The organism is Sphingobium sp. B1D7B, assembly GCF_025961965.1.
Taxonomy (GTDB): domain Bacteria; phylum Pseudomonadota; class Alphaproteobacteria; order Sphingomonadales; family Sphingomonadaceae; genus Sphingobium.
In genome coordinates this window covers 1,475,413-1,488,721 of sequence record NZ_JAOQOR010000001.1, presented here as the reverse complement: position 1 = coordinate 1,488,721, position 13,309 = coordinate 1,475,413, and the positions used below count along the sequence as shown (strand labels likewise).

At 67.3% G+C, this 13,309-nt stretch carries 13 protein-coding genes; 6 read left to right on the top strand and 7 right to left on the bottom strand.

The genetic code is table 11. The features are described 5' to 3' along the window. Positions 1-105: 105 nt before the first annotated feature. The 4 genes from M2336_RS06705 to M2336_RS06690 form a co-directional block, all read right to left on the bottom strand. Complete coding sequence (locus M2336_RS06705; protein ID WP_264592736.1) at positions 106-744, bottom strand: PEPxxWA-CTERM sorting domain-containing protein; 639 nt, start codon at positions 742-744, stop codon at positions 106-108. Positions 745-949: 205 nt separating this feature from the next. Next, positions 950-1,513, bottom strand: a complete 564-nt coding sequence (locus tag M2336_RS06700; RefSeq protein ID WP_264571981.1) for a Smr/MutS family protein — start codon at positions 1,511-1,513, stop codon at positions 950-952. 2 nt (positions 1,514-1,515) lie between these two features. After that, entirely contained in the window at positions 1,516-2,715 is a 1,200-nt protein-coding gene (locus M2336_RS06695) for a murein transglycosylase A (protein ID WP_264593250.1), read from the bottom strand. Between the two features lie 99 nt (positions 2,716-2,814). Then, positions 2,815-3,465, bottom strand: coding sequence for a Tim44/TimA family putative adaptor protein (locus M2336_RS06690; protein ID WP_264592735.1), 651 nt, complete (start codon positions 3,463-3,465; stop codon positions 2,815-2,817). Between the two features lie 355 nt (positions 3,466-3,820). Here M2336_RS06690 and secB point away from each other — a divergent pair, with 355 nt between their 5' ends. The 4 genes from secB to M2336_RS06670 all read left to right on the top strand — a co-directional run bounded on the left by secB (position 3,821) and on the right by M2336_RS06670 (position 7,929). Beyond that, entirely contained in the window at positions 3,821-4,312 is a 492-nt protein-coding gene (gene secB, locus M2336_RS06685; protein ID WP_181558661.1) for a protein-export chaperone SecB, read from the top strand. Between the two features lie 159 nt (positions 4,313-4,471). Further along, positions 4,472-6,052, top strand: coding sequence for a murein biosynthesis integral membrane protein MurJ (gene murJ / locus M2336_RS06680; protein WP_264592734.1), 1,581 nt, complete (start codon positions 4,472-4,474; stop codon positions 6,050-6,052). Between the two features lie 88 nt (positions 6,053-6,140). Continuing rightward, entirely contained in the window at positions 6,141-7,145 is a 1,005-nt protein-coding gene (gene trpS, locus M2336_RS06675; RefSeq protein WP_264592733.1) for a tryptophan--tRNA ligase, read from the top strand. A 139-nt stretch (positions 7,146-7,284) separates the two neighbouring features. Continuing rightward, positions 7,285-7,929, top strand: a complete 645-nt coding sequence (locus M2336_RS06670; protein WP_181558658.1) for a DUF4136 domain-containing protein — start codon at positions 7,285-7,287, stop codon at positions 7,927-7,929. 67 nt (positions 7,930-7,996) lie between these two features. Here the strand turns inward: M2336_RS06670 and M2336_RS06665 are convergent, their stop codons facing one another. From M2336_RS06665 to tsaD, 3 genes are all read right to left on the bottom strand, one after another. Next, positions 7,997-9,523 (bottom strand): lipopolysaccharide biosynthesis protein, encoded by a 1,527-nt coding sequence (locus M2336_RS06665; RefSeq protein ID WP_264574401.1) that lies wholly within the window; start codon positions 9,521-9,523, stop codon positions 7,997-7,999. An 85-nt stretch (positions 9,524-9,608) separates the two neighbouring features. Beyond that, positions 9,609-10,595: an NAD(P)H-dependent glycerol-3-phosphate dehydrogenase gene (locus M2336_RS06660; RefSeq protein ID WP_264574400.1), complete on the bottom strand. Its 987-nt coding sequence runs from the start codon at positions 10,593-10,595 to the stop codon at positions 9,609-9,611. Then, positions 10,592-11,629, bottom strand: coding sequence for a tRNA (adenosine(37)-N6)-threonylcarbamoyltransferase complex transferase subunit TsaD (tsaD, locus tag M2336_RS06655; RefSeq protein WP_264574399.1), 1,038 nt, complete (start codon positions 11,627-11,629; stop codon positions 10,592-10,594). Before tsaD ends, M2336_RS06660 begins: the two co-directional genes overlap by 4 nt. 52 nt (positions 11,630-11,681) lie before the next feature. Here tsaD and hemC point away from each other — a divergent pair, with 52 nt between their 5' ends. Together hemC and M2336_RS06645 are read left to right on the top strand one after the other, a co-directional pair. Beyond that, on the top strand, positions 11,682-12,620 hold the full coding sequence (hemC, locus tag M2336_RS06650) for a hydroxymethylbilane synthase (RefSeq protein ID WP_264593249.1): 939 nt from the start codon (positions 11,682-11,684) through the stop codon (positions 12,618-12,620). Beyond that, a complete protein-coding gene (locus tag M2336_RS06645; protein WP_264574398.1) occupies positions 12,617-13,300 on the top strand; it encodes a uroporphyrinogen-III synthase in 684 nt (227 codons plus the stop codon). The genes hemC and M2336_RS06645 overlap by 4 nt, the downstream gene beginning before the upstream one ends. Positions 13,301-13,309: the final 9 nt, after the last annotated feature.

Here is a 13,309-nt window from a genome sequence, read left to right as displayed (position 1 = left end):
GCAGCCTTGCGCCTCACCTGCTGAACCGCCGATCCTAAAACCAAAAGAAAACGCCGCCGGCCTCCCAACCGACGGCGTTTCCCAAATCTGTCGACTGATTGAAAATCAGGCGAAGGTGACGCTCGTGGCGCCAGCGCGGCGACGCATCACGCCACCGACCAGGCCAAGGCCAGCGATCATCATCGCCCAGGTGGCGGGCTCCGGAACCGGAACGGTCGCGAGATTGTCGATCTCGAACGAGTTGCGGCTCGATTCCAGCGTCAGGCCAACGATCTTCTCGTTACCCTCAGCGAAGATCTGGAACAGACCGTTGGTGTTCGCCAGGATCTGGTTGCCGTCGGCGTCGTTGGTGAAGTTGCCGCCCGGCGTGATCACGAAGCTGGAGCCACCGTCCAGCAGAACGGTCAGCGTGTTGTAGGCGTCGATCGAACCCCAGTCGAACTCCACCGCGCTGGCAGCGCCGAAGTTGATCGTCGCAGAACCGTTGGCGAGAACCGACAGATAGGACGACGAACCGAACGTCGCATAGGCCGGCGGCGCGCCGGTCGAGTTGGACGGCGGCGTGTTAATCTGGAAGTTCGAGCCGGTGATGCCAGCCGTCGTGTCGAACTGGTTGATCACGTTGTAGCCCGTCGTCGGTGCGGACGTGCCGGGGAAGTACAGGAAGGTCACGGCCTGCGCCGGGGTAACCGCGGCAAGGCCGAGGGCGATCGCAGACGCCTTGGCAAAGAGGTTCATGTTCATGTTCAACTCCCACATAAGAGGGGCAATTGTTAATCGATTCTTAACCCTCCGTCCAATGGGATTTCGCAGAAACGCGGTAAATTTCTGTCTCATTTCGGAGCGCGAATATGAACGAACGCAAATGGCGGTTTCCTGCCTGCCAGCGGGCGACATGCCAGTGCGGACATCCTCGTGCGCATGGCTATCCCGGGCCACGCAGCGCTGCCTAATTGCTGCGGCGCAAAATCACGTAGAGAGCCCCATCGCCGCCATGGCGCGGGTGGGCCTGGCGCACACTGGCAATGCGGTGGGCATGGGCGCTCCTCGCCAGCCAATCACCGATTTCCGCGCGAATCGCGCCACGTCGCCGGGTTTCGCCGGGCGCCGGGGCGGGCCGCGGCTTGCCGGTCACCACCAGCAGCACCCGCCAGCCCTGCGCGAGGGCATCGCCGATGGCCCGTTCCAGCCGGATATGCGCTGCCGCCAGATTGAGGCCGTGCAGATCGATGGCATGATCGGGAATAATCCGCCCGGAGCGAATGCGCTTCTCCCAGCTGCCGTCCAGCACGGGCACGGCGACGGGCGCCGGAGGGGATGGCGGCGGCGCCACGGGACGACTCGGTGGAATTCGGCCCTTCACCGGCTTGGGCGTATCCAGCGCCGCAGCAAAAGCCGCTGCCGAGACCGGCTCCACCGGTGGAAGCGGACGGACCCGCCGCAGGGGTGTCACCGTACGGGTCAGCTTGCCCCAGAGCGCGCGCTCATCGGGCGTGAGAACCCGCCGGGCCACGCTCAGCGGCCAGCGGTCAGGCGGGCATAGGTGCCGATCGGCAGCAGCAGCAGGGCGCTCCCCCGGGCCGACATGCCGCCGGCGATGCCGCGGGCACGCTCACCGGCACCCCAGAAGGTGTCGAAGCGGTTGCTGCCCTTGATGGCCCCACCGGTATCCTGTGCGATCCAGAGCCCGTTGGGCTCGGCCCTATCGAGCGACAGCAGCACCGGCGCGCCCAGCGGCACGAAGGTCGGATCGGCCGCGACGCTCACTTCCGCCGTCACCGGCACGCCCAGCGCACCCAGCGGCCCGGGACCGGTCAGCTCCTGGAAGAAGACGTAGCTTTTATTCTCATTCATGATCGACTGGCCCTGTGCCGGATTGGCGCGCAGCCAGCTCATGATGTCCTGCATCGAACCGATCTGGATCAGCCCCCGGTCCCGCATCAGCCGGCCGATGCCGGTATAATCGCGCCCATTCTGCCCGGCATAGCCGATGCGCATGATCCCGCCATCAGGCAGGCGCAACCGCCCGCTGCCCTGCACCTCGAGGAAGAAGAGCTCGACCGGATCGACGGCATAGGCCAGTTCCAGACCACGCCCGTCCAGCACGCCTGCGGTGATTGCCGCCCGGTCATCATAAGGCACAAAGCTGGAGCCCTGCACCTTGCCCCTGATGCGCCGACCCTTGAGGCTCTCGCTGAACAGGCCAAGATCGACCTCGATGAGATCGTTCGGTTTGCGATAGATCGGCGTTTCGCAGCCCGCGGCGCGCGTGCGGCAGCCAGCGATTTCCGGTTCGTAATAGCCGGTCGCGAAGGCCTTGCCGTCACCGACCTGCACGGTTTCGAAATAGCGACGGAAGAATTCGCGCGCGTTCGCCTCGCTCCAGCTTGCTGCGGCCGCGCAGGCCGTCTGCCAGTCGGCATTGCCGGTGAGGCCGCTCTGGTCGCGCCTACGCAGCAGCGAGGGGCAGGAGAGGCGGAAGGCTCGCAAGGCTTGCCCCATCCGCTCGGATGCAGCCGGCAGGACCGTGTCGATCGCTGGCCCCGGCGTCAGGCCGGCGGCCACGGCGGGCGCCAGTTCAGCCTGATCGGGCGCAGGGGTAGGCGCAGGGGCCGGGGTAAGCGGCGGACGAGGTGTTGCCGGTTGGGGCGGCGTGGCGGGCGAAGAAGGCCGGGAGGGGACGGGTCGCTGACCAGGCCCACCCGGCGGAATCATGCTCCCGCACGCCGCAAGCGCCAGCGCGCTTGCCAGAGCGGAAAGCTGCTTGAAACGAGTCTGAAAACGAGCCGGCACGGCGATCCGCCTGCGCGCCGATCAGCCTTCGTCCGTCTCCACCAGCTCCCAATTGGGATCGCGGCTGGAGAGATTGCGGCTGAACGTCCAGGTTTCCGCCGTGGAGATGGCGTCATCCAGCGATCCGGCCACAACATTGCCGTCCCGGTCGCGCGTGACAGCGGACAGATCGGCTTCGAAGTGGATCGCGATGAAGGCGGTGCCGCTCTCGACGCGCGCAGCGTCGATCCGCGCGTCCTCGATGCGGACGAGCTTGTTGTCCATGGTCAGCCCGTCGGCCTCGCGCTGGTCGATGGCGGCGCCGAACGCCTCATACACATCGTCCGCGCAATAGGTGCGCAGCGTTTCGCGGTCGCCCTTCCAATAGGCTTCGAGGATCATGCCATAGGCCGCCTTCGCGCCGCCCAGAAACTGCGCGACATCGAAGTTGCGGTCGGTCGCGATGATCGCGCGCAGGCCGGGCTGGGCCGGCACTGCCACCGCATTGTCGGCCGCGCGCTGCGCGGGCGTGCGATTGTCGACCTGCCCGGAGGACGGCATGGGCGCGGCCGGACGATCGTCGGCCGGCGTGGGAAGCTGCCGCTGCTCATGACCCGTGCGCTTGCCGAGCACAGAGTAAAGCCGCAACGCCAGCAGTGCGAAGATCATGGCCAGCACGACGATGACGGTCACGAGGTCAACACCCTTCCTTCAAAACATAACCCGCAAGACATAGGCACGTTCGCGCAAAACTTCAAACGGACAACGCGCCAGATCGCCGGAACGATACCGACATTCGGTAAAAAAGCCCCCAACGCGGGCGCCCGGCCTCCTCACCCCGCTTTTCGTCGGCCACGCGAGCGTTCCGCGCACCCGGGAAGCGCCACCCCCATTGCCCCCGCCTTGCGTGCCTGCTAAGCGGCGCGCCCATGGACAAGGAGCGCGGTTTCGCCCGGCACGCTCGGTGTCCGGCGACTTTCCAGCTTCTAGGTCGCGGCGGTCCTGCGCCGGCGGCATGGCAGCGACCATCGAGGAACAGGATTCACGCATGACCGACACGACCGACACCGTCGCCAATGGCGCCGACACCCAGCCCCAGATCGGCCTGATCGCGCAATATGTGAAGGATCTCTCGTTCGAGAACCCGAACGCGCCGGCCGTCTACCAGTGGCAGGAGCAGCCGCAGATCGACATCAACTTCAACATCAGCAACAACCAGATTGCCGATGACGTGTACGAAGTCGCGCTGAAGGTGAGCGCCAAGGCCGTGGCCGAGCAGGGCACTGCCTTCGCGGTCGAACTGGTGTTCGCCGGCCTCTTCGGCATCCGCAACGTGCCCGAGGACCAGATGCGTCCGTTCCTCTATGCAGAGGCGCCCCGCCTGCTCTTCCCCTTCGCACGCCGCGTGCTGGCCGATGCGGTGCAGGATGGCGGTTTCCCGCCGCTCATGCTCGATCCCATCGATTTCGGCGCCCTATACGTCCAGCAGCAGGCCCAGATCGAGGCCGCCGCGCAGGGCGAGCCCGCCGGCCACGCCTGATCATCATCCAGTCCGGCATAGAGGAAGGGTCATGCCCATGCGCCTTGCCTTCCCTCGCCTGACTGCAGCCCTTCGCCGCCCGGCCGCTCCCCAGCGTTGCCGGGCGGTTCCGTTTCGCCCGGCCCGAATATTGTCGATGCCGATACTGACGGAACAACCATGAGCCTGCTGCGCTCCACCGGCACTATTGGGGCCCTCACCCTCGTCAGCCGCGTCCTCGGCATGGTGCGGGACATGCTGATGGCGCGCTATGTCGGCGCCGGTTTCGCCTCGGACGCGTTTCTGATCGCCTGGCGCCTGCCCAATCTGTTCCGCGCCCTGTTCGCGGAAGGCGCTTTCTCCGCCGCCTTCGTGCCGATGTTCAACCGCATCATGGGCAAGGAAGGGGCGGACGATCCCGAGGCGGGGCGCGCGGCAGCGATTCGCTTTGCCGGTCAGGTGCTCTCGGTCCTCTTTCCTATTCTTGTCGCACTCACCATCGTCATGATGCTCGCCGCCGGGCCGGTGGTGTGGGCGATGACCGGCGGCTTCCCGGATGGTGGTCCTGAGAAGTTCGCGCTCGCGCGCCACCTCACCATCATCACCTTCCCCTATCTCGGGCTGATCTCGCTCACCTCGCTGCTCGGCGGCATCCTTAACAGCTTCAATCGCTTCTGGGTCAATGCCGCAGCGCCCACCCTGCTCAACCTGTGCATGATCGGGGCGCTGCTGTTCTTCCGGGGCGACACGGAGATCGAGACGGCTGTCACCCAGGCGATTGCCGTCACGGTTTCCGGCGCGATGCAATTGCTCTGGCTGATCTGGTCCTGCCGCCGGATCGGCGTGGCCCTGAAGCTATCGGTCCTGCGCCTCTCGCCACAGGTGAAGGCGATGCTGCTGCTGATCGCGCCGGCCGCCATCGGCCAGGGCGCCATACAGATCAACCTGCTCATTTCCACCTCGCTCGCGGCGCGCTTCCTGCCGCAGGGCTCGGTGAGCTGGATCTATTATGCCGACCGGCTGAACCAGCTGCCGCTCGGCCTGATCGGCATCGGCGTCGGCACCGCGATGCTGCCGCTCATCTCCCGACAGATCGGCGCCGGCGACACCCGCGCGGCCAATGAGACGCAGAACCGCGCGCTGGAGCTGGCGCTGTTCCTCGCCTTGCCCGCCGCGATCGCCCTGTTCGTTTCGGCCGTGCCAATCATCCGCGGCGTCTTTCAGCATGGCGCCTTCACGGCGGAAGACACGCTCGGCGCAGCCGCCGTGCTCGCTGCCTTCGCACCGGGCGTCCCCGCCTATGTGCTCATCAAGGTGCTGACGCCCGGCTTCTACGCCCGCGCCGATACGAAAACACCCGTGCGCATCGCCTTCATCGCCATGCTGGTCAATCTGGTGGGCAATCTCACGCTGATCTGGCGGTTCGGTGCCGCCGGCATTGCCGCTTCCACGGCCCTCTCGGCATGGGTGAACGTCGCGCTGCTCTACTGGACGCTCAGCCGCAAGGAGCATCTCACCCTCGACGCGCGCTTCCGCGCCAAGGCGCTGCGCATCGTCGCGGCCGGCTTGCTGATGGGCGCCGCACTCTGGGCGGGCAACCAGCTTCTCGACGCGCATATGGCCGCCGGCTTCTGGCGCCGCCTCATTGCGCTCGGCCTGCTCTGCGGTGGCGGCGGGCTGGTCTATGCCGTCGCCGCCATCGGCTTTGGCGCCTATCGCATCGCCGAGCTAAAGGCGCAGTTGCGGCGCAAACCGCGCTGAGGCGCCCCCTCCCGATTGTTCGCCCGGCTTGACGCCACGCCTCACGGACGACAGAGCGGGGCTCTTCTTATAAAGCAGGACTTTCCTCATGCGCGTGCTCTCCGGCATCCAGCCGACCGGTAATCTCCATCTGGGCAATTATCTGGGCGCGATCCGCAACTGGGTGCGGATGCAGGATGAGATGGATGCGGAGTCGCACTGCTTCTTCTTCCTGGCGGACATGCACTCGATCACCGTCCATGAAACGCGCGAGCAGCGGCTGGCCAATGTGCGGGACATGGCGGCTGCGCTCGTCGCGTGCGGCATCGACCCGGATCGCTCGGTGCTGTTCAACCAGGCGCGCGTGCCGGCTCATGCCGAGCTGTGCTGGTTGCTGAACGGCACGGCGCGGATCGGCTGGCTGAACCGCATGACCCAGTTCAAGGACAAGGCGGGCAAGAATCGCGAGGGCGCCAGCGTCGGCCTGTTCGTCTACCCGGTTCTGCAGGCCGCCGACGTGCTGCTGTATCAGGCCACCCACGTGCCCGTAGGCGAGGACCAGAAGCAGCATCTGGAGCTGACCCGCGACATTGCGGTCAAGTTCAACACCGATTTTGGCGTGGAGCTGTTCACCCTGCCCGATCCGATCATTCCCAAGGAGACGGCGCGGATCATGAGCCTGCGCGATGGCACGGCGAAGATGTCCAAGTCCGACCCCAGCGACATGAGCCGGATCAACCTGACAGACGACAGCGACACCATCGTGCAGAAGGTGCGCAAGGCCAAGACGGATGCCGAGCCGCTGCCCGCCGAGGCGGCCGGTCTGGCCGGGCGGGCCGAGGCGCTCAATCTGGTCGGCATCTACGCCACCCTTTCGGGCACCACGCCCGATGCGGTGTGCGCGCAGTTCGCCGGGCAGGGCTTCGGCGCCTTCAAGCCCGCGCTGGCCGATCTTCTGGTGACGCACCTCGCGCCGATCCGGGAGCGGTTCATTGCGCTGCAGGAAGATCATGCCGCGCTCGATGCCATATTGGAAAAGGGTGCGGCAGCGGCCGCAAAGGCAGCCGAGCCCACCCTGCGCGGCGCCTATGAGGCGATGGGATTGATGCGCTGAGCGAAAGGGCGCTGCGCCGTTTCGACACACGGCACGCCGATTGCAGGAACCGCATTCAACGCCAGTTCATTTGACCTAAGGTATCAAGGCGTACACTACGTCCTAGAGGGTGTATTCGCCCGAGAAACGGAACCGTCTTATGAACAGCAAGCGTCTCCTCGTCACTGCAGCGGCCTCGCTCCTTGCGCTTGGCCTCGCAGGCTGCGCCTCGCCCTTCAAGGCGGATGTGGCCCGCTTCCAGCAGCTTCCGCCCGCGCAGGGCCAGAGCTTCACCATCATGCCCGGCGAACAGGATCTCGCCGGCAGCCTTGAATTCCAGCATTATGCGGATCTGGTCGCGCAGCGTCTGGTCGATCAGGGCTATACCCGCGCGGCGGACCCGGCGAGCGCGCAGCTCGTCGTTGAGCTGGATTATGGGGTGGATCGCGGTACGCAGCGTGTCCGCTCGACCGGCTTTGCCCGCTCGCCCTTCTACGATCCCTTCTATTATCCCGGCTACTATCGCGGCTGGCGCGGTCGCTATGTGATGGGCTGGAACGATCCCTTCATGTGGGGACCGGGCTATACGGATATCGAGAGCTACATGGTCTACCAGAGCGATCTGCACATGCGGATCAACCGGGTCGGCGGCGAGCCACTGTTCGAGGGCACCGCCCGCGCCCAGTCGCTCAGCAACAAGCTGACCTATCTGGTGCCGAACCTCATCGACGCGCTGTTCACGGGCTTCCCGGGGCAGAATGGCGAAGAGGTCCGCGTGACCGTGGCGCCCGAACCGAAGAAATAGGCTTTCGGCAGATTATCGAACAGGCCGGTGCCCTCCCAATGGGCGCCGGCCTTTTTCTTGGGGCTCGTCAGGCGGGCGTGTCGCTCCCGCCGGCGCCGAGCTTCTGCTTGCGGAACAGCGTGCGGTCAGCCTCGCCGAACGCGACCTTCCACATCAGCACGCAATAGACAGCCAGCGTGAGCGGCAGGCCGATCACCAGCTCGATCCATTCGAGCCGGCGGGGGAGCAGGGTGAAGCCGAACCCGACAAGTCCGGCCACGACACCGCACAGCACAAGGCTCGACCGCCAGATCGGCAGGCGCATCCCCAGCAGACCGCCGAGCAACCGGGATTTGGCGATGGCGCCGCAGCCGAGCGCAATCGCCAGCGCCACCGCCGGCATCGCGGCGACATAACCATCCGCCAACTCATAACGGCGCGCCATGATGAGCAGGCCGACGGTAAGCATCGCCTGCAGACCCACGGTGGCGAGCGAGAGATAGAGGTTACGCAGGCGAGCCAGATAGACCAGCGCCGCCTCGCTCACCACCGCCGGGCTCGCGAGCACTTCCGCCGCCAGCAGGCCGCCAAGCGCGGCGGCACCGATCACGAAGGTCGGCCCGACCAGCCCCATCACCGCCTCGCCCGGCATCGCCAGCGCCACGGCGACCCCAAGCTGCGCCGCGACGATCCAGAAGCCGACCTGGCTCACTTGGCGCCCAATCGCCTCATGATTGCCGAGCGCGATGTTGCGGGTGATGACCGGGCCGAGAATTGGCTCGAAGCTGGTCTTGAGCTTCTGCGGCAGGGAGGCAACCTGCTGCGCGACATAATAGATGCCGACGATCGCGGGAGACGCGAACAGGCCCAGAATGGCCAGATCGAGACGCCGCGTGCCCCATTCGATGGCGTCCGCGCCGGCCAGCGGCAGATTGCGCATGGCCAGATGCCATATCCGCCCCGGATGCGGTCGCCAGCCGCGCGGCAGGCCATAATGGCGCATCAGCGGCCAGAATGCCGCCAGCATCGCGGCCGCCATCGAGGCGACATAGGCGAGGATCAGCCCGTCGCGCGGGGAATAGAAATAGAGCGCCAGCGCCGCGATGCTGATTGTCCACGGTTCGACAATCGCACGTGCCCGCACCGTCGCGGCGATGTTGTATTGATAGGCGCAGGCTGCCAGCGCCACCTCGGTCGTCGCAATGGCGATCACGATCAGCGGCAGAAGCCGGTCCAGCCCGTTGAGGCCGCTATTGGGGAACATCGCCTCCGGAAAGACGATGAGCAGGCCCGCCGCCACCGCGCTGACGAGGATGCACAGCCACATGGCATCGGCAACGACATGGGCCTGCGGGCGGCTGTCCTTCGCCAATTGCTCGGCGAGGCCGCGCTTGAGCCCCATGGTGGCGAGTTGCGCGGCAAATTCGATGACCAGCACGGCATAAGCGAAGCGGCCGAGCGTCGCCGCGCCATAGAGCCGCCCGGCAATGAACAGGAAGGGAATGCGCGCCGCCAGCCGCAGCACGAAGCCCAGCACATTGGCCCTGCCGCCCCGCGCCAGCGCCGAGATGTCATCGCGTTCGGCCTGCTCGGCCTCCCCACGCGCTATGGTCATGCAAGGCGCTCCCCGGCGCGGGCCGTTGCGCCGCGCCAGCCAGCCATAGGCGTTGCGATCGATGTGCGCAAAGTCTCTTGGTCCCTCATTCGGCGCGTAACGGCCGAGCCAGCAGCGCGGCGATCACATCGTCAACGCGCGACGCGCCGGAAAGAAGCGCGCAGACCGCTTCCGTGACGGGCATATCGATGCCCTGTGCGCGCGCCGCTTCGTGCAGCACCGGTGCCGTCGAGGCCCCCTCGGCCACCGTATGGCGATGGGCCAGCAGCGCATCCGGGGATTGCCCTTGCCCCAGCCCATAGCCCAGCGCATAATTGCGGGAGCGGGTCGAGGAACAGGTCAGCACCAGATCGCCCAGGCCCGACAGGCCGGCCATCGTCTCCGGCCGCCCGCCCCGCGCGAGGCCGAAACGGGTCATTTCCGCAAAGCCCCGCGCGATAAGCGCGGCACGGGCATTCTGCCCCAGTCCCGCGCCCTCGACCACACCGCAGGCAATGGCGAGGACGTTCTTGACCGCGCCGCCAATTTCGGCGCCCACCACATCATCCGAAACATAGGGTCGGAAGGTCGGCCGCGCGATCACATCGGCCAGCAGCCGCGCCAGCGCTTCTTCCTCAGCAGCAAGCGTGACAGCCGTCGGCAGACCAGCGGCGACCTCATGCGCAAAGGTCGGGCCGGAGAGCACCGCCACCGGCGAGCCGGGCATCACCTCGCGGGCAACTTCGTGCATCAGCAGATGCGACCCGGCCTCGATGCCTTTCGAGCAGAGAATCAGCGACTGGCCCTGCGGCGCGAACTGGGAGAGGACTGCGCGCATCGACTGGGAGGGCGTCACCACCAGCAACGCCCCGGCGCTGGCGAGATCGTCCGGTGCCTGTGTCGCCCGAATGCGTGGCGAGAGGGGCTGGCCGGGCAGATAGGTCTCGTTCTGGCGGCGCGTGTTGACCGCCTCCACCACCGCGCCATTGCGTGCCCAGAGTAGCACGTCGCTGCCCCCTTCTGCCAGCACCTGCGCCAGCGCCGTGCCCCAGGCGCCACCACCAAGCACGCCAATCGGCCCTGCCGCGTTCATGCCTTCACCCCCGCGCCGCGCACCGTCTCGGCGCTCGGGTCCAGCGGCCAGCGCGGGCGCGCCGCCACGGCGAGATCATCCACCAGGCCGAGCGCGAACCGCTCCGCCCCCGCCCAGCCGATCATCGCGGCATTGTCCGTGCACAGCCAGAGCGGCGGGGCGACGAATCGCAACTCGTGCTGAGCGGCTAGCCCCTCCAGCGCGCCCCGCACGCCCGCATTGGCGGCCACACCGCCAGCGACGACCAGCGCCGTCGGCCGGCCCGTCATGGCATTCAGAGCGCGCTTGGTGCGATCGACCAGACAATCGATGACCGCCTGCTGGAAACTCGCCGCGATGTCGGCATCCGCCCATTGCCCGCTCTCGACTGCGCGCATCACCGCGCTCTTGAGGCCGGCGAAGGAGAAATGCGGCTCGCCGCTGCCCACCAGCGGGCGCGGCAGCGGCACCGCGCGCGGATCGCCTTGCGCCGCCAGCGCCTCGACCTTCGGTCCGCCGGGAATGCCGAGGCCGAGCAGCTTGGCGGTCTTGTCGAACGCCTCGCCCGCGGCATCATCGATGGTCGTGGCAAGCCGACGATAATCGCCCACGCCGCGCACTTCGAGCAACTGGCAATGCCCGCCCGAGACCAGCAGCAGCAAATAGGGGAATTCCAGCGATGGATCGGCCAGACGCGGTGAGAGCGCGTGGCCCTCCAGATGGTTGACCGCAATCAGCGGTTTGCCAGCCGCATGAGCCAGCGCCTTGCCGGTGACGAGGCCGACCATCACCCCGCCGATCAGCCCCGGCCCTGCGGTCGCGGCAATGGCATCGACATCCGCGAGGCTGAGCTTGGCGTCGGCCAGCGCCGCTTCGACCAGCGGAATCAGGGCCTCGACATGCGCGCGCGCCGCGATTTCGGGCACCACACCGCCATAGGGGCCATGCGCCGCTTCCTGCCCCGCGAGACGGTGGGCAAGGATCGTGCGATCGCTGGCGACCAGCGCAGCCGCCGTTTCGTCGCAGCTTGATTCAAGGCCAAGGATGATGGGCATGGCACTTTCCTCTAGAGACGTGCGCGCGCAGGGTCTATCGGCATTCGCCACCATGCCCGAGCAGTTTCCCTCGCCCACCGCCCCGCTGCGCCTCGGCACACGCGGCTCCCCCCTTGCCCTGGCCCAGGCGGAGATGACGCTGGCCGCGCTTGCGCTCGCCCACGGCCTGCCCCGTGAGGCGCTGGAGATCGTCGTCGTCACCACCAGCGGCGATCGCATTCAGGACCGCGCCCTGGCCGAACTGGGCGGCAAGGCGCTGTGGACCAAGGAGCTGGATCGCGCGCTTCTGGCGGGCGAGATCGATTGCGCGGTGCATTCGATGAAGGATGTGGAAACGATCCGGCCGGAGAGCATCCACATCGCCGCGATGCTGCCGCGCGCTGCGGTGGAGGACCGGCTGATCGGCGCACCGAGCATCGAGGCCTTGCCGCAGGGCGCGCGCATCGGCACCGCCTCGCCCCGCCGAGCCGCCCAGCTCCGCGCGCTCCGGCCAGACCTGCGCACGACGCTGCTGCGCGGCAATGTCGCGCGACGCCTCGCCAGCGTCGAGGCCGGCGAGATCGATGCGACGCTGCTCGCAGCGGCGGGCCTCAACCGGCTCGGCATGGAAGATGTCGGCGCCACCGTCCCTGCCGAGGTGATGCTGCCCGCCGTCGCGCAGGGCGCGGTCGGCATCGAATGCCGCACCGATGACGAGCGGATGCGCCGCCTGCTCGCCGCGATCAGCGATGCGCCGACGCAAACCTGTGTTCTGGCCGAACGCGCGCTGCTGCTCGCACTAGGCGGCAGTTGCCACTCGCCCATCGGCGCGCTGGCGCAGCTGGCCGGCGCCGGCGTGCATCTGCGCGGGCAGATTCTGCTGGAGGACGGCGGCGAGCAGGTCTCCGGCGAGATCATGTTGCCCACAGGCGATACAGCCGGCGCCGCCGCGCTGGCAGCGCAATTGCTCGAGGGCGCCTCCCCAGCCCTGCGGAGCCTGTTCACGCCGTGAACCGCCCCTATCTCATCCTGCGCCCACAGCCGGGCAGTGATGCGTCTGCCGCCAAAGCCGCTGCGCTCGGTCTTGAGGTAGTGCAATTGCCTCTCTTCGAGGTGGTTGCGGTCCATGAAGAACCGCTCCCGCAAGGCCCGTTCGACGCCCTGCTCATCACCAGCGCCAATGGCGCGCGCTACGGCGGTGAGGCACTGGCCTGCTTCCCGGACCTGCCGGTCTATGTCGTGGGCGAGGCCAGCGCGGACGCGGTGCGCGAGGCTGGCCACCCCGATGTCATCATCGGCGGGGGCGATGCGGCCTCCACCGTCCCCATGATCGTCGGGGCCGGCCACCGGCGCATCCTGCATGTCTGCGGCGAAGAAACGCGCCCCTTCGACCCGCTCGATCTCAGCATCACGCGCCATATCTGCTACCGCACCGAGGCGCGGGACATGCGGCGCTACACCAAGATGCTGGTCACCATGCCGCCCTCCGTCATCGCCGTGCATTCGCCCGCCGCCGGGCGGCGCCTCAACGCGCTGATGCCGCCTGCCTGCCGCAACCATTTCCTCATCGCGATCAGCCAGGCCGCGGCAGACGCCACCGGATCGGGCTGGCGCCGGGTGAGCGTCGCGCAGGAGCCGAACGATAGCGCCTTGCTGCGCCTCGCAACCTCGCTATGTATAGGCGCCTCTTGAGGGATCGGG

Excerpts from the sequence above, each read along its gene's own strand:
- M2336_RS06705 (WP_264592736.1), bottom strand. The coding sequence starts at position 744 with ATGAACATGAACCTCTTTGCCAAGGCGTCTGCGATCGCCCTCGGCCTT.
- M2336_RS06695 (WP_264593250.1), bottom strand. The coding sequence starts at position 2,715 with ATGATTCCGCCGGGTGGGCCTGGTCAGCGACCCGTCCCCTCCCGGCCT.
- secB (WP_181558661.1), top strand. The coding sequence starts at position 3,821 with ATGACCGACACGACCGACACCGTCGCCAATGGCGCCGACACCCAGCCC.
- murJ (WP_264592734.1), top strand. The coding sequence starts at position 4,472 with ATGAGCCTGCTGCGCTCCACCGGCACTATTGGGGCCCTCACCCTCGTC.
- trpS (WP_264592733.1), top strand. The coding sequence starts at position 6,141 with ATGCGCGTGCTCTCCGGCATCCAGCCGACCGGTAATCTCCATCTGGGC.
- M2336_RS06670 (WP_181558658.1), top strand. The coding sequence starts at position 7,285 with ATGAACAGCAAGCGTCTCCTCGTCACTGCAGCGGCCTCGCTCCTTGCG.
- M2336_RS06665 (WP_264574401.1), bottom strand. The coding sequence starts at position 9,523 with ATGACCATAGCGCGTGGGGAGGCCGAGCAGGCCGAACGCGATGACATC.
- M2336_RS06660 (WP_264574400.1), bottom strand. The coding sequence starts at position 10,595 with ATGAACGCGGCAGGGCCGATTGGCGTGCTTGGTGGTGGCGCCTGGGGC.
- tsaD (WP_264574399.1), bottom strand. The coding sequence starts at position 11,629 with ATGCCCATCATCCTTGGCCTTGAATCAAGCTGCGACGAAACGGCGGCT.
- hemC (WP_264593249.1), top strand. The coding sequence starts at position 11,682 with ATGCCCGAGCAGTTTCCCTCGCCCACCGCCCCGCTGCGCCTCGGCACA.